At 67.2% G+C, this 15369-nt stretch carries 11 protein-coding genes, 1 tRNA gene and 3 pseudogenes; 3 read left to right on the top strand and 12 right to left on the bottom strand.

Going from position 1 to position 15369, the window contains the following annotated elements:
• Positions 1–7: 7 nt before the first annotated feature.
• The 6 genes and pseudogenes from ACYQR9_RS15695 to ACYQR9_RS15670 all read right to left on the bottom strand — a co-directional run.
• Entirely contained in the window at positions 8–1840 is a 1833-nt protein-coding gene (locus tag ACYQR9_RS15695; protein ID WP_461227200.1) for an ABC transporter ATP-binding protein, read from the bottom strand.
• Entirely contained in the window at positions 1840–2763 is a 924-nt protein-coding gene (locus tag ACYQR9_RS15690; protein ID WP_461227198.1) for an ABC transporter permease, read from the bottom strand. The genes ACYQR9_RS15695 and ACYQR9_RS15690 overlap by 1 nt, the downstream gene beginning before the upstream one ends.
• The gene (locus tag ACYQR9_RS15685; protein WP_461227196.1) at positions 2763–3743 is read right to left on the bottom strand and encodes an ABC transporter permease; all 981 of its coding nucleotides are present in this window, start codon (positions 3741–3743) and stop codon (positions 2763–2765) included. Before ACYQR9_RS15685 ends, ACYQR9_RS15690 begins: the two co-directional genes overlap by 1 nt.
• Before the next feature lie 99 nt (positions 3744–3842).
• The gene (locus tag ACYQR9_RS15680; protein ID WP_461227194.1) at positions 3843–5414 is read right to left on the bottom strand and encodes an ABC transporter substrate-binding protein; all 1572 of its coding nucleotides are present in this window, start codon (positions 5412–5414) and stop codon (positions 3843–3845) included.
• 437 nt (positions 5415–5851) lie between these two features.
• On the bottom strand, positions 5852–6223 hold the full coding sequence (locus ACYQR9_RS15675; protein ID WP_461227192.1) for a flagellar biosynthesis repressor FlbT: 372 nt from the start codon (positions 6221–6223) through the stop codon (positions 5852–5854).
• Positions 6224–6227: 4 nt separating this feature from the next.
• A pseudogene (locus ACYQR9_RS15670) lies at positions 6228–6658 on the bottom strand (transposase); the annotation flags it as partial.
• Between the two features lie 64 nt (positions 6659–6722).
• On the opposite strand from ACYQR9_RS15670, the gene ACYQR9_RS15665 reads away from it, so the two are divergent.
• On the top strand, positions 6723–7748 hold the full coding sequence (locus ACYQR9_RS15665) for an IS110 family RNA-guided transposase (protein WP_461227190.1): 1026 nt from the start codon (positions 6723–6725) through the stop codon (positions 7746–7748).
• Positions 7749–7999: 251 nt separating this feature from the next.
• Here ACYQR9_RS15665 and ACYQR9_RS15660 read toward each other — a convergent pair.
• A pseudogene (locus ACYQR9_RS15660) lies at positions 8000–8547 on the bottom strand (IS630 family transposase); the annotation flags it as partial.
• Between the two features lie 72 nt (positions 8548–8619).
• On the opposite strand from ACYQR9_RS15660, the pseudogene ACYQR9_RS15655 reads away from it, so the two are divergent.
• Positions 8620–8775, top strand: a pseudogene (locus ACYQR9_RS15655) (monooxygenase); the annotation flags it as partial.
• A 113-nt stretch (positions 8776–8888) separates the two neighbouring features.
• Here the strand turns inward: ACYQR9_RS15655 and ACYQR9_RS15650 are convergent.
• The 5 genes from ACYQR9_RS15650 to ACYQR9_RS15630 form a co-directional block, all read right to left on the bottom strand.
• Complete coding sequence (locus ACYQR9_RS15650; protein ID WP_461227188.1) at positions 8889–9647, bottom strand: helix-turn-helix domain-containing protein; 759 nt, start codon at positions 9645–9647, stop codon at positions 8889–8891.
• A gap of 85 nt (positions 9648–9732) precedes the next feature.
• Complete coding sequence (locus ACYQR9_RS15645) at positions 9733–10308, bottom strand: class GN sortase (protein WP_207412479.1); 576 nt, start codon at positions 10306–10308, stop codon at positions 9733–9735.
• A complete protein-coding gene (locus ACYQR9_RS15640; protein ID WP_461227186.1) occupies positions 10296–12458 on the bottom strand; it encodes a marine proteobacterial sortase target protein in 2163 nt (720 codons plus the stop codon). The genes ACYQR9_RS15645 and ACYQR9_RS15640 overlap by 13 nt, the downstream gene beginning before the upstream one ends.
• A gap of 493 nt (positions 12459–12951) precedes the next feature.
• Entirely contained in the window at positions 12952–13134 is a 183-nt protein-coding gene (locus ACYQR9_RS15635; RefSeq protein WP_461227184.1) for a DUF6538 domain-containing protein, read from the bottom strand.
• A gap of 117 nt (positions 13135–13251) precedes the next feature.
• A tRNA-Gln gene (locus ACYQR9_RS15630) sits at positions 13252–13325 on the bottom strand.
• A 524-nt stretch (positions 13326–13849) separates the two neighbouring features.
• Between ACYQR9_RS15630 and glpD the strand changes: the two genes are divergently transcribed.
• Positions 13850–15358, top strand: coding sequence for a glycerol-3-phosphate dehydrogenase (gene glpD, locus ACYQR9_RS15625; RefSeq protein ID WP_461227182.1), 1509 nt, complete (start codon positions 13850–13852; stop codon positions 15356–15358).
• Positions 15359–15369 lie beyond the last annotated feature (11 nt).

Genomic DNA, 15369 nt, shown 5'->3' with positions numbered 1-15369 from the left:
CCGTGCATCAGACGAGTCCGGCGACACGGTTCGGGGCGGGATCCGTCTCGAGATGGCAGGCGGCGAGATCGCGCGATCCGCGCACGCCGAGGTGCGGGCTCAGGGTCACGCAGGTCTCGAATGCCTGCGGGCAGCGTGACCGGAACGAGCAGCCGGTCGGCAGGTCGATCGGGCTCGGGGGCTCGCCCTCGAGGAGACAATCCTCCGGCCGGTAGCGTCGCTCCTCCAGGGTCGGCATCGCCGACAGCAGGGTCCGCGTATAGGGATGGCCGGGATCGAAGAAGAGGCGCTCGTTATCGGCGAGTTCCACGACCTCGCCGAGATACATCACGGCGATACGGTTGCAGGCTTTGCGCACCATGGCGAGATCGTGGCTGATGTAGATGTAGGTGAGGCCGTGCGCGCGCTGGAGCGTGTCGAACAAGGCCAGCAATTTGAACTGTTCCGTCTGGTCGAGGGCCGAGAGGGTCTCGTCCATGAGCAGGATCTCCGGGTCGAGCACCATGGCGCGGGCGACGTTGATGCGCTGGCGCTGCCCGGCGGAAAGCCCGAGGGGAAGCTGGTCGTAGAGCGAGACGGGCAACCCCACATCGTTCATGACGTCCCGTACCTTGTCGCGGATACGCCGGGCGTCGCGCCAGCCATGAGTGCGCAGGGGCGCTTCGAGCATCGCACCGATGCCCGTGCGCGGAGGCAGCGAGTCGAACGGATCCTGGAGCACGAGCTGAAGCTTGCGCCGGAAGGCGAGAAGCTCGGACCCGGAAAGCCCTGCAATGTCCCTCCCCTCACACAGGACCTCGCCGCTGCTGGGCCGTTCCAGGCGGCTGAGCAGGCGCATCAGGGTGGACTTGCCGCAGCCGGATTCGCCGACCACCGCGAAGCTGTCGCCCTTGTGGATGTCGAAGGTGACATGGCGAACCGCGCGCAGCGCGCTCGTCCCGGCAAAGCTGCCGCGCTTCTTCACCCGGTAGGTCTGCGACACGTCCCGAAGGCTGACGATGGCGGAGCCCGGCATTGCGGCCTTCCGCGGGACGGCCGGCATCGTCGGCCGCGCGCTCCAGATCGCGGGGATCTGCGCCACGAGTTCGCGGGTATAGGGATGGCGGGGCGCGGCGATCAGCGCTTCGGTCGGCTGCTCCTCCACCAGCCTGCCCTCATCGATGACGAGGATGCGGCTCGCCGCCTCGCGGGCGACGGGAAGCGAGGACGAGACGAACAGGATCGCGGTGTCGAACCCCTCGGTCAGCTCGCGCATCAGGCGGATCACCTGGGCGGCGACGGTGACGTCGAGGGGCTGGGTTACGTTGTCGGCGATCAGAAGCGCCGGGTTCGAGATCATGGCGTCGACGATCAGGGCCCGCTGCATCATCCCGCCGGAGAATTGCGACGGGTAATCGTGAAAGCGCGCGCTCGCCGAGGGAATGCGCACCGCGTCGAGCATCGCGATCACGCGGTCCTGTGCTTCGGCCGCATTCACCTCCGGCGCCACCGCCCGGATCTTCTCCACGATCTGGCGCCCGACCGGGAGGGTCGGATCGAGGGCACCCATGGGATTGGCGCCGACATAGGCGATGTCGCGGCGTAGCCGCCGCATCTCGCGCGGGGGCAGCGTGAGAAGGTTGCGGTCGCGGAACCGAACCTCGCCGCCGATGACCAGGGGCGGGGCGATCCAGTTGACCACCGCCCGGGACAGCACCGTCTTGCCGGCGCCGGAAGCGCCGACCACGCCGACGATCTCACGCGGCGCGACGTCGAACGAGATGCCGTCGAGGATACGGCGCTCGCGACCCGAAAGGCTCAGGTCGATCCGCAGATCGCGGACGGAGAGGACGGGTCCCATCAGGCGCCTCCGTGAATCGTGTTGCGCGCGCGCTCGAAGGCGGCGCCGATCAGGTTGATGCTGGTCAGCGTCAGGCACAGGAAGACTCCCGGCATGGTGGCGATCCACCAGGCATTGAGGAGGTACTTGCGGCCATCGGCGATGATGTTGCCGAAGGTCGGTGTCGGCGGTTGCACGCCGAGACCGAGGAATCCGAGCGTCGACTCGAAGATCATCATCCGGGCGACGTCGAGCACCGAGGTGAAGAGCAGCGGCGGCACCAGTAGGGGCACCAGCAGGGTGAGGATGATGCGCGGGTGCGTCGCCCCGGAGACCTGCGCGGCCCGCACGTATTCGCGGCCCCGCTCGGCCATGACCATCGAGCGCATCACCCGGGCATAGACCGGCCAGTTCGACAGGCCGAGTACCAGGATGATTGCCGGGATCGTCGGACGCGAGACACCGAGCACCGCGATGGCCAGGATGATCATCGGGATCGAGAGTTGCGCGTCGGTGATGCGCATCACCACCGTATCCGTGCGACCGCCGAAATAACCCGCGATCGTGCCGAGGGTACAACCGATCAGCAGAGTGACGGCGACCGAGGCAACGCCGATCAGGAAGGAGTAGCGCAGGCCGACGAGGCTGCGCACCAGCATGTCGCGGCCGATCTGGTCGGTGCCGAGCGGGTGGGCCCAGCTCCAGGTCTCACCGACGAACAGCGGCGGCAGCAGGCGCGCGCGCACGTTCATCTTCAAGGGATCGATGCCGCTGAGCTCGGGGTAGAAGGCAGCGGCGAGGGCGAGGAGGGTGAACAGCGCGAAGCCGATGCGGAACTCGGTGGAGCGGCCGGCATGCGAGAGGATGCGCCGGCCGATCGAGCGGGAGGCGGCGACGTCGACCCGCAATGGCTGGGCGACCAGGGTGGCGTCGAGGGCGCTCATCAGTATTCGAGCCTCGGATCGATGGAGGTGGCGGCGAGATCGACGAGGATGTTGATGAGGACGAAGATCGCGCTGGTGACGATCGCGATGCCCTGGATCAGCGGGAAGTCGCGCTGCAGCACCGCATTGATGGTGAGCAGCCCCAGACCGGGATAATCGAAGATGTATTCGACGATGATCACGCCGCCGAGCAGGCTGGAGAACTGCACCCCGAGCAGGTTGAGCAGCGGGACGGAGGCGTTGCGCAGGGCATGGGCGGCGACGATCCGGCTCGGCGACAATCCGCGGACATGGCCGACGGCGACGTAGGATTCGCTCATCTGCGCGGCGACGGCCCCCGACAAAGTCCGGATCAGCACCGGCGACAGTTCCACCGCGAGCACCAGGGCCGGCAGCACGGTGTAGGAGAAGCCGCCATAGCCGATCGCCGGCAGCCAGCCGAGCTTCACCGACAACAACAGCGCCAGGACGATACCGAGCCAGAAATTCGGCAGTGAGACGAAGACCGACGAGACGGTGAAAGCCAGCTTATCGGCGGTGCCGCCCGGGCGCAGGCCCGCCGCGATCCCGAGCAGGCTGGAGAAAACGAGAGCGAAGAGCAGGGCCAATGCCGCCAGTTGCAGGGTCATCGGCAGGGCATCGAGAATGAGGTCCAGGACCTTCGCACGCTCGCCGCGGGTGGTGTCGTTGAAGGTCGCGCCGCCGGTCGACGCGCCGTTGGCCGGCCGCACAAAGCTCTGGCCGAGATCGCCCTGGACGACGCGCACCATGTAGCGTCCGAACTGGACCGGGATGGGATCGCGCAGACCCATCTGGGTGGCGATCTGCTCAATCAGGGCTTCGGGCGCCATGCCGCCGGCCATGAGCCGCACGGGATCGCCCGGCACGACCCGAAGCAGCGTGAAGATCAGCAGCGAGACCAGGAAGATGATGACCGCACCCTGCGCGAGGCGCCGGGCGAGGAAACTGAGAACGAACATCGGGTGCGGGTCCGGTGACGGGTTCGGCAGGGCGCGACACGGCTCCCGCCGGAGCGGACCGTGTCGCGCGCCCGACGCGCATGGGATCGGGCTGGTTGCTCAGACCGTCTTGGAGGCGTCGATGGAGCCGTCGGGATAGATATAGAGACCCTGCAGCTCCTTCTGCATCGCGTGGATCATCACGGAGGTGAACAGCGACAAAGCCGGCACTTTCGCCGCGAGGAGCGGCATGGTCTCGTCCTGAAGGATCGCCTTGCGTGCTTCCAGCGTGGGCGCGGCCCGCTCCTTGTCGAGGCTCGCGTCGATCGCGGCGTCCTCGATGCCGGTGATCCGGTGCGAGGACGAGTGGAAATGGGTGCGCAGCACCAGATCCGGCTCCGGCGAGCCCGTGGACCAGCCGCAATCGACCATGTGGCCCGGGCCGCCGCCGGGGCGATGGTAGAGTCGCTCGTTCCATGCCGCCGGTTCCAGGACGGTGAGGCTCACCGGGAACCCCTGCTCGTTGAGCATCGCGGTGATGACCTCGCCGTATTCCTTGGTCTTCGGGTAGAAACCCACCGACGTGATGTATTCGAGCGGCGGCAGCCCCTTCCCCTTCGAGAAGCCGGCCTCGGCCAGCAGCGCCTGCGCCTTGGCGGGGTCGTAGGCCGGATAGTTCTCGAGATCGACGTAGCCGAATTTCACGGGCGAGACGTAGTTCGCGGATGCGTGGCCGGCCGCACCCAGAAGCTCGACGATCATCGCCCGGTCGATGGAGTGGCAGGCCGCCATCCGGACGCGCACGTCGTTGAAGGGCGGTTTGGAGCAGCGGAACCAGAGATACTTGTTCTCGACGGAGACGACCTGATTGATCGCGATCTTCGGGTTGGCCTTCACGGTCTCGACCTGCTCGGGCTCGAGCCGTTCGACGATCGAGGCCTGCCCGTTCATCAGCGAGAGCATCCGGGTGGTCGAGTCGCCGGTGAAGGTGAAGTCGATGCCCGGGATCGCCGGCTTGCCCTTGAAGTAGCCGTCGAAGGCGGCAAGGACGGTGCTGTTGCCGCGCTGTTCGACGAAGCGGAACGGACCCGTGCCGTTGAGCCGGCGGGTCAGGGCGCCGCCCGGCCCTTCCGCGATGTCCTTGGCCGACATGATCGGCAGGAACGAGGCCAGGAAGATGAAGAGATGGGCGGGATAGCCGCCCTTCGACGTGTCGACGATGACGGTCTCGTCGTCGGGCGTCGTGATGGTCAGCGTGTCGGTCGGGCCGGGATACCATTGCGCCGGCCGGTCCTTGCCCGAGCCGTATTCCAAGGTAGCCTTGACGTCCTCGGCCTTGAACGGCTTGCCGTCATGGAAGTGGATGCCCTTGCGCAGCTTGATCTGCAGGCGGGTGGGCTCGATCAGCTGGATATCGGTGGCGAGCTCGTAGACCACCTTACTCGGGTCATCGAGCGTCATCGGCGTGCGGGTGAGGAAGCCCATCACGAATCCCTCGATGTTCTTCTGCGAGAGCGTGGTGTGAGCGGTCGGATCCCAGTTGCCGGTGATGTTCTCGGCGGACAGGAACACCAGCGGCTTTCCCCCTTGCGCGAAAGCGGAGGAGATCAGGAAGTCCGGATTGATCTGGCTGACACCGGCCAGTGCCGCACTGCCTTGCAGAAAACGCCTGCGATCCACCCCGTCGGCCATCCCGAAACTCCCAAAGCCACGCATCCGTCAAAGTGGTCAAAAACCACAAAGCACGGCGCGTGCCAGAGCGCTCGAATCGGTCAAAACGGGCATGGGGCGGATGGTGGCGGGGCGGGAGATGGCTCCCAATCGGCGATCCGGCTCTCTCGTCCCATCGATGGGTGGGGATCAGCGAAGGGGCGATATCAGCAGGGCTCTGGCCCGGTGCGGGCCTACGCCGCGCCGGCGCTTCGGTGGAGGACAGCGCCAACCTCGCTCATAGGCCAATTTAACGAGGCTCCATGAAGTAGCCTCGCCGGGTATCGCCACACGTCGCGGAGCCCGGTCGGGTCGATGCTCCGTTCCGGGAATTCCTGCATCGGGCTGCCGCGCTATAAGCGCGAGGTTGCGCCGTGACGGCCGGCGGGAGGGAGCCTGCCACGCGGCACCCTTATCGATCACGCGGCCTCGGAAAGGCTCCGCTCGGCGACCACGAGGGCGCGGCCCAGCTTGATCGCTCCGTGGTGGCGGCGGTCCGCGATCGCATCGTGGATCGCGAGCAGGTGGGGGGCGAGCGACGGGCTCGTCCGCATGATCTCGGTGGCCTGTCGGGCGAAGAGATCCTCGGCCTCGGTCGGATCGTCGGCGAGGTAGAGGATCTGCAAGGTGACGCAGAGCATCTTCGCGGGCGTGTCGGCCTCGCTCTCCTTGATGACCTCGGATTCGCGCAGGAACTTGCAGTGGGTCTCGATGAGGAAGTCGGAGCGCCGCGATCCGTTGCGGATGAGCGCGCCGTTGATGAGGAAACCCTCGTAGGGCTTTTGGATCATAGGGATCGTATCCAGTGGCGGTGAGATAGTTGCGGCATTCGTCTTGTCGGAAGGCAGAGAAAGCCTCTCGAATGGCAATGGTCAGGTCGTCGGCGGTTCGCGCTGCGGCGGTCCGGAGGAGGGCTTTCACTTTAGCGAAGGCCTGCTCGATGGGGTTGAAGTCGCTTCGCGGTCCTTCGGTTCTGGACTGTAGGGCGGGAGGTAGAGAACCCGTGCGCCGACCGCCTCGACGGCCTCCCGCACCCCGGCGACCTTATGGGCGTTCAGGTTGTCGAGGATGACGGTATCGCCGGGTTCGAGCACTGGAGCCAGGGTGTCGGTGACGTGGGCCTGGAACCGCATACCATTCGTGGCTCCATCGAAGACGGTTCTGACGATCAGTCCCGTGGCCCGCAGGGCAGCGGTGATGGTGGTGGTCTTGTAGTGATGGGGTGGACGCCCCCCGACGGCATCGACGTGCCAGATTGGTGGTGTTGTGAACCACCCGAGGGAGGCGTCCGTGACAGAGGTTAGCATCATCGGCCTGGATCTGGCCAAGAACGTCTTCCAGGCGCACGGCGCGAACGCTGCCGGTGCGCCGATCTTCCGCAAGAAGCTGCGGCGGGAGCAGGTGCTGGCCTTCTTTGCTGCTCAACCGCCCTGCCTCGTGGCGATGGAGGCCTGCCCCGGTGCGCATCACTGGGGCCGCGAGATCGGCAAGCTCGGTCACACGGTCAAGCTGATCGCGCCTGCCTACGTGAAGCCCTTCGTCAAGCGGCAGAAGAACGACGCGGCCGATGCCGAGGCGATCTGCGAGGCCGCGCAGCGTCCGACCATGCGCTTCGTTGCCGTGAAGAGCGAAGCCAAGCAGGCCTCCGCGGTGATCTTCCGGACCCGCGACGTGCTGGTCGGCCAGCGCACCCAGCTCATCAACGCGATCCGCGGCCATCTTGCCGAGTACGGCCTGATCGCGGCGCAGGGGCCCGCCCATATCGAGCGGTTGATCGCGCAGATCGAGGATCCCGCTTCGGACATTCCTCCAGCCGCCCGCGCCAGCCTCGCCGTTCTCGTCTGTGCGCTCCGCCATCTGCAGGAGCAGACCGCAACCCTGGATGCTGAGATCGCCACGCGCGCGAAGGCCGACGATACGGCACGGCGGCTGATGAGCGTGCCGGGCATCGGCCCGCTGATCGCCACTGCCATCGAGGCCCTGGCCCCGCCCGTTGAGACGTTTCGTTCGGGCCGCGACTTCGCCGCCTGGGTCGGGCTGACACCGGTGCAGCGCTCGACCGGCGGCAAAGAGCGCCTGGGTCGCACCTCGCGCATGGGCGAGCGGACGCTGAGACGCCTGCTCATCATCGCGGCCAGCGCGGTGGTACGCTGGGCCAAGCGCAAGGGCGTGCCGGCCGACTCATGGCTCGGCCAAATGCTCGCTCGCAAGCCGCCGATGCTGGTCATCGTAGCTGTGGCGAACAAGAACGCGCGCATCGCGTGGGCCCTTCTGACGAAGGGTGGGATCTACCGAGCTCCGGCCGTCACCGCGTAGGCGGGGCGGACGCGAGGCTGTCGGAGGGCGTGAGGAGGTCGACGGACAGGTATGGCGCAACGTCGGTGAGACGGAGTTGGGAGAACCAGGCGCACGGGGAGCGCTTCGAGCGCGCTGTAGTGATGTGGTCCCGACTCTCGCACTCCCATACGGGCCCGCGGCATGTAACCCGCCGCATCAGAGGCCGGACACATGGCAGCACCCGATCACGCACCGCACCCGTCCAGAGATTTTGCTTGCACCCGAAGGGGCGTCCACACATGACCGTGAGGCACGGCGATCCGGCAGCGCTGGCCGCGTGGCGCGCGACTGTAGCGGCGGGCCATCTTGGTCGTGGCGGCCGTCTCGTCGAGGAAGACCAGGCGATCCGGATCGAGATCGGGTTGACGCTCGAACCAGTCCTCGCGTGCGGCCTTCACATCCAGCCGCTCCTGCTCGGCCGCGTGGACAGCCCCTTTTTACGGGTGATGCCATGCGGGGCGAAGAAGCGTGACAGGCTGCTCGTGCTTGCCCGGACGCCTCGTTCCGAGAGCCTGTCGCGCAGTTCCCGCAGGAACGAGAGCGGGTGCTCTTCGTAGATCCGAAGGATCAGGGTCGCCTGCGCTTCCAGGCGCTGCGAGTTGCGGTCGCCGCCCATGGGCCTGGGCGCGATCCGCCCGTCCTGCCGAAAGCGCTCGTGCCAACGGATCGCGCTGGCTGCCCCGACCCCGAAGCGTTTGGCAGCCTGACGCCGCGATGTACCCGCTTCAATCGCGGCGACCACACGCTCGCGCAGATCGACCGACAGGGCTGAAGGCATGGCAATCTCCCCTCATAAGCCCGTCCAGTGACTCACACGCCAGCCAGATAGCCTACCCCAAACGATTCAAACCGCCAGGGCACGGCTCTAGACCGGCATTGGCGCAATGCCCGCACGGTCTCGTCGCACAACCCCCGGCTCTTCAAGGACCGCATCGTCAGAGATTACGCCGTCAATGGTACCGAACCGCCATTCCGGTGGAAGATCGGTCGGGTGCTGTCGAAATGATGTCCCCTTTCGAGGACAAGTAGAACCAGCGATAGCGATGGCGTTGGTCGGGGATCACCATTTCCATTTGCTTCTGGTGTAGCTGGACTTGACATCGTCCGATTTGAGTCGGCTCAGCCAAACAATACCCCGTAGCCCTCCTCGAACACCCGTCCGAGTTGGCGGCGGTAATCGGCATAGGCCGGCATGCCGGACGTCACGCGTCCGTAGCTGAGTTCCGGGCCGGCCGAAGCTTCGGGGATGAGGGCGAGCGGGGCCGCGGCTGGGGTCAACTGGGTGCCGCGTCCCGCATGCAGCGTCGTGAGCAGCCCGAACATCTCGCCATGAATGGTCGGCCGGCAGAGCACGGCAAGGCGACATTGCCCCTGCCAATTGGTCACGAGATAGATCATGCCCGACTGGTTCGGCACCGCGACGCTGCCGGTCTGGGCAAAAGGTGCATCGCTTCGCTCAGCCTCGCGGAAGGCAAGGCGTGCGCTCGCCGCGTCCCACGCGATCTCGGTGCGATAGGCGAAGACCGCATCCGCCATGCCGAAGGATGGCCGCAGCGTCAGATAGCGCCCTTCGAGCCAAGCGGCGGATTCCCGGGAATAGGAGCCGAGTTCGGAAGGAGCGTGCCGCGTCTCCAGTGCTGCGCTGACGGGCTCGGTGCCGTTGCGCAGGCGCTGGCCGAGCGCTTCCTCCAGGCGGATGGTGGTGGCGAGCGTGAAGGGCCGGCGGCCGGCCAGAGCCTTCTCCAGGGTCGAGATGCTGATCCTAGCCAGATCGGCGAGCGTTTGACGGGAGATCCGGCGACGGGCGAGCGCCTCGCGCACGGCCTGGGCAATGGCGCGGCTCTGGCCCTCGGGCAGCTCGGTCTCGGGTTCTTGCACGGTCTCTCGGCTCGTCGCTCGTCTCCGCAGAGATCCGCACGAAACCGCACAGGCTGGCAAGACACAGCTTGGTAAGAGGAGCGGTTCAATCCGCGCCGTCCACCGCCTCTGCCTCCACGACCAGGCGCAGCGGCCCCTGCACCAGGCCATCCAGAGGCCAGCAGGTCACGAGGGCGATGTTCCGTCCCGGGGCGGCCGGATCGATGCCCGATGCGTCCCAGGACACGACCCGGCTGCCGCTGATCCGGAAACGGATGGTGCGCCCGTCCCGTCGGGTCACCGAGACGACATCGCCCGGCTTCACCGCTGCGAGCACCGCAAATTGCGTATCGCGATGGGCCGCGAAGATGGCGGTGCCCGGCTCGCCCGCCTCCGGTGTCCCGTCGAGATGGCCGGGGCCGAAGGCCAGGGCCTGTCCGCTGCCGCCGCGCAGGGCTACGAAGCTCTGTCCCGCCACCGTGAGTCGTGCCACCGGCTCGGTATCGGCCGATGGCCAGGGCCGCACCGGGCGGCCCTCGGCGAGGCTTCGGGCGAAGGCACGCTCCAGGAGCACCTGCGCGAGCGCGGCCTTGGCGGGAATCCAGGCGGCTCCGACCAGGACGCCGAGGCCGGCGAGGATGAGGAGGGTGGCGAGCACCCTCCCCCCGGTCATGCGGCGCATCGGACGCTCCGCACCCGGCGAAGGGTGAGCAATCCGCCGAGCAGCAGGACGAGACCCAAGAGGATCTGCGCCCGGGTGCCCGCCGCGGTCTGGGGCAGCGGGACCGCCTGGGCCGGAACCATGGCCTGGGCCGGGATGAGAGCGGCGCGGCGCTCCTGCGGCGGCTGCGCGGCGCGCTCGCCGAAGACTTTCGCGAAGTCCCAGCCCGCCGGCAGGTTCAGGGGCAGATCGGTCGCCACGAGGGGAGCACCGGCCGGCCGGCGCGGGGTCGCGTCGACGGCGACGAGGCTCGTCAGGCGGGTCATCAGCTTATGCGCCAGGGCGAGCTGCAGGATCGTGGCATCGGCCTGGTTCGGCATTACGCGCCCGGTGACGCGGGCGGTTTCGGCCTCGGCGATCTTGGAGCGTGCCCAGACCTTCGAGATGCCCGTCCCCTCGGCCGCGTCGGCCAGGGACACGCTGGTCTGCCACGGCGCTTCGCCGATACGGCCCGTCAGTGTCAGGGTGCCCGTCGGCTCCGCGATGTCGGCGGCGAGCACCACCGGCTCGCCACGGTAGAGGTCGGGCAGCGGATTCGGGGTGATGTCACCGCCGTTCGAGAGCGTCGCGGCAAGGTCGGTGACGGCGGGGGTCTCCAGCTTGGCATAGAGGCTGCGGGTGCGCTCGGCCACTTGGTCGACGGTGTGGATCGCGGTGTAGCTGCCCCGACCGATCTCGGCGGCGTGACGCATCAGGTGCCCGTTCGGAGCCGAGCCGATCCCGACCATGAACAGCCGGCTCCGGCCGAGGCCGTCGTGGATCGCGGCGAAGATCCGGTTCTCGTCGCCGATGGCGCCATCCGTGAGAAAGACGATCTGGCGGACGCGGCTCCGATCCTCCGGATGGCTGTCGGCGAGGGCCGCACGGAGGGGCGCAAGCATCTCGGTGCCGCCGCTCGCTTCCAATCCGGCGACGAAGCTCTCGGCCGCCCGCAGGTTCTCGGAATTCGCCGGGACCGGCTCCTGAAAGAGCTGGCTCATGGTGTGGTCGAAGCGGATGACGGTGAACCGATCGCTTGGCGTGAGCCGGGCAAGGCCGGCGAGCAGCCCGGCCTTCGCCTGCCGCATCGATGCGCCGGACATCGAGCCCGAATTGTCGATGACGAAGACCACGTCACGGGGCTGGCGCCGCGCCGCGTTCGCGTCCGGCGGGGTTACGGTAGCGAGGAGGTAGGTGCGGCCGGCCACCGTCTCGCGGAACAATCCGAGGCGCGGCTCCATGCTCGGCACGGGTTCCCAGGTGAGTTCGAAGTCGCGGTCGGCGGGGGCGACGCCGTCGGCCAGGGTCACGCGCCGGGATTCCGGGCCGGTCTCGTCGACATGGAGAGGATGGGTGGCGCTCCTCACCATGCCGAGCGGAAAGCCGGCCTGGAGCCGCACCGTGATACCGACGGGATTGACCGGGGCGGCCAGGGAGGGGTCGAGGACGGGCGCGGTGATCCGATCGCGATCGGGCACCGGGTCGGAGGCCGTCTCATCACGCGCCGAGACGAGATCCAGTGCGGGCGGGGCCGGGTTGTAGCGAGGAGCCACCACCAGGGGCAGCCTCAGGGAGCGGGTGCCCCCGGACATGGCCACCGTCTGCTGGTACTCAATCTGCACCAGCACGGTCTCGCCCGGTCCGATATTGGCGACGGTGTTGGTGAAGACATTCGGCCGCTCCTGCTCGGTCAGGGCCGCGCTCTGTCCGGCCGCCTTGGCCGCCTCGTAGATGCGCTTGGCCGCCGCGCGCTCGCGGATCTCGGCGACGATCACCTTGTCGCCGATCACGAGCTTCATCGTATCGACCGCCGAATCTTCCGGCAGCGGGTAAAGGTAGGTGCCTTCCACCCAGGACCCGGTGGTGTTGCGGAAGGCCTGCGTCACCACCGTGCGGGCGGTCGGGCCGCTGATGGTGACGCTGAAATCGGTGCTGAGACGCGGCGCCTCGACCGGCGAGGCGGCATCCGGCACACGCAGAACCAGGCTGCCGCTCGACGGTGCCGGCAGGGCACTGGCCGAGCAGATCGAAATGAGTAGCGCGAGAAGCGCCAGGAACAACGGCGAAACGGGCTGGACGATTCCGGTGCCATCCGGCGGGCGGACGCGCTTGGTAAGAATTGAGGGCAGCATGGGTCTGATCTCCGAGCTCCCGGCTCGATGGCCGGCTCGTTTCGGAGATTCACCCGCGCATCGAAGCTTCGCCATGGGACGCTTCGGCCAGTCTCGGGCCGCACCCGGACGACTGAGCCCGGCGCAGGCGGATCTGTGCGGTGTCCGTCCGGTACCGTGCGGACAACGCGGTTCCGCTCCGCCTTCAAGAAGAGCCGAACCTCGCTGCATGGCCGCGTCCCAGGCGGCCGTGTTGCGGAAGGGTGGTCATCGGCGATTGCCGGGCAGGCTCGGGTTGCGCAGGCTCGAGTTGCGACAGCCAACTCCAAGCCCGTGAGATCCCCGACGACCGACGAGATGACGAGCTTGCGCTGGCCGTTTGAGAAGAGCATCGGCGTGGATTGGCTACATCTCGCCCGAACAGCCCTCGTGGCCGCGCTCGGGCTGTTCGCCGTACAATGCGAGGCATGCTCGCTTCGCATTGAGAAGCTTGTCGCGGGGCTCGAATTCGCCTTTAGCGGGCCTTGAACGCCTTGATCAGTTCGATGCCTGCCCGCAGCTTGGCAGTCCGCGCGTCCGATGTCCTGAGGCTGCGCACCATCTCGGTGAGGCACAAGGTCGCTCGCAGGCCTATCGGTATACGTCGGCGGAAATGAAAGGTGCGTCCACGCAGGACGACATTCGCGATCGGCGCCACTCCGCTCCTGCGGCACCTGGCTGGGTGCCTTGTGTAGCAGCGGTGTGTAGCAACAGGCTCACACCGCAGGGCGACTGCGCGAGGAGCTCAATAATCTGAAGGGCTTAGATGTGACAATGGCTGGGGGACGAGGATTCGAACCTCGACTAGAGGAGTCAGAGTCCACTGTTCTACCGTTAAACTATCCCCCAACGAACCCTTTGAAGACAAGGCGTTTTTTACCGCCGCTCTTCGAACTGGGCCGGAAGCTTCGTGAGCGCCTCCGAACGAGGTTGTTCGCATAAGCCACTGCTCCCGTCCGGTCAACCACCCCGATGACGCCAAAATCACCGAGGATGGATTTCCACGGTCGGCGTCTCGCGGGCGGCGTAGTCGACTTCCCCCGCCCAGCCGAGATCGGCCTTGCCGAGGGAGATGCAACCCGCCGACATCCATGTCACGCATTCCCGACGCGACGCACGCGCGCCCCCGCTCCTGATTGGCCGGATGTGCTGCAGCCGTATGGCCATTCGGCCAATGGAAAAGTCGTGCCGAAATGTCAGCTCACCGAAACATCCATACTCGTCCGGGGTTGGCGAAGAGAGCGTGAGGCCCGATTCATTCCGGCGACGTTTCGGGCGGGGACCGTCAGTGTTCGAGGAACGTCACAGGGTCCGCGTGGAATGAGCCCCGCCGGACAAGAGCGCTCCCGCCGCAGGGCGAGGGAGGTCACGGGTTGAGCGCGCGCGAATACGATCTCCTCGTCATCGGCGGCGGAATCAACGGCGCGGGTATCGCTCGCGACGCGGCCGGGCGCGGCCTCGGGGTGCTGCTCTGCGAGAAGGGCGATCTGTCCGAGTTCACTTCGTCCGCCTCGACGAAGCTCATTCATGGCGGTCTTCGCTACCTCGAACATTACGAGTTCCGACTGGTGCGGGAGGCGCTGGCCGAGCGCGAGCGCCTATTGCGGCTCGCTCCCCACATCATCTGGCCGCTGCGCTTCGTCCTGCCACACGACGAGGGCTTACGCCCTGCCTGGATGCTGAGGCTCGGCCTGTTTCTCTACGACCACCTCGCCCGCCTGCAGACCCTGCCCGGCTCGGCCTCCCTGCGCCTGCAAGGCACGGATCTGGGCGCGCCGTTGCAGCCGCGCCTGACGCGCGGGTTCGCTTATTCGGATTGCTGGGTCGAGGATAGCCGCCTCGTGGTGCTCAACGCCATGGATGCGCGCGAGCGCGGCGCCGAAATCCGGACGCGCACCGCCGTCGAATCCGCCCATCGCGATGAGACATCCTGGGTCGCCACAATCCGCGACGTCGTATCCGGCCGCCGCGAGACCGTACGTGCGGGCATGGTCGTCAACGCCGCTGGTCCCTGGGTCAGTGAGACCCTGGGGCGCACGCTCGGCCTCGCAAGCCGTGCGGCGGTCAGGCTCGTCAAGGGTAGCCATATCGTCGTGAAGAGGCTCTATGATGGCGCGCAGGCCTATATCCTGCAACAGCCGGACGGGCGGATCGTCTTCGCGATCCCCTACGAGCGCGACTTCACCCTCATCGGTACCACGGATGTGCCCCACGGGGGGGAGCCGGGCCCGGTCCGAATCTCCGAGGACGAGGCCCGCTATCTCTGCGACTGCATCAACCGGTCGTTCCGGGCTCGGGTCGGCCCCAACGACGTGGTGTGGAGCTTCTCGGGCGTGCGCCCGCTCTTCGACGATGCCGCCACGAATGTCTCTTCGGTCACTCGCGACTACGTCCTCGATGTCTTGGACCGCGATGGCCGCCTGCCCGTGCTCTCGGTCTATGGCGGCAAGATCACCACCTACCGGCGCCTCGCCGAACACGCGATCGGTAAGCTCGCCCCCTATCGACCGGGGTTGAAGCCCGCCTGGACCGCTACTGGGATTCTTCCCGGCGGCGACATGCCGGATGCCGATATCACGAGGTTCGTCGGCGATCTCATGGCGCGACGGCCCTTCCTACCGCCGATGATGGCGCGGCGCCTGGCCCGTGCCTATGGCACCTGCACGGACGAGCTACTGGGCCCGGCACGGAGCCTCGCCGATCTCGGCACCGATTTCGGAGAGGGACTCACGGCGGCGGAGGTGGATTACCTGATCGATCGCGAATGGGCACGCAGCGCGCAGGACATCCTCTGGCGCCGCTCGAAACTCGGCCTGCATCTGTCGCTCGAGGGACAGGCCCGGCTCGAAGACTATATGACCGGCAAGGCCAGCGCAGCCTGAGAGCCGATGGA

The organism is Methylobacterium sp. CM6241, from assembly GCF_054817845.1.
The sequence above is the reverse complement of the archived record's forward strand: the minus strand, read 5'-3'. Positions and strand labels throughout refer to the sequence as shown.

What these genes read in the sequence shown, in the direction of transcription:
- ACYQR9_RS15690 (WP_461227198.1), bottom strand. Translation starts at nt 2,763, where the DNA reads ATGAGCGCCCTCGACGCCACCCTGGTCGCCCAGCCATTGCGGGTCGAC.
- ACYQR9_RS15645 (WP_207412479.1), bottom strand. Translation starts at nt 10,308, where the DNA reads ATGCGCCGCATGACCGGGGGGAGGGTGCTCGCCACCCTCCTCATCCTC.
- ACYQR9_RS15680 (WP_461227194.1), bottom strand. Translation starts at nt 5,414, where the DNA reads ATGGCCGACGGGGTGGATCGCAGGCGTTTTCTGCAAGGCAGTGCGGCA.
- ACYQR9_RS15695 (WP_461227200.1), bottom strand. Translation starts at nt 1,840, where the DNA reads ATGGGACCCGTCCTCTCCGTCCGCGATCTGCGGATCGACCTGAGCCTT.
- ACYQR9_RS15685 (WP_461227196.1), bottom strand. Translation starts at nt 3,743, where the DNA reads ATGTTCGTTCTCAGTTTCCTCGCCCGGCGCCTCGCGCAGGGTGCGGTC.
- ACYQR9_RS15640 (WP_461227186.1), bottom strand. Translation starts at nt 12,458, where the DNA reads ATGCTGCCCTCAATTCTTACCAAGCGCGTCCGCCCGCCGGATGGCACC.
- ACYQR9_RS15675 (WP_461227192.1), bottom strand. Translation starts at nt 6,223, where the DNA reads ATGATCCAAAAGCCCTACGAGGGTTTCCTCATCAACGGCGCGCTCATC.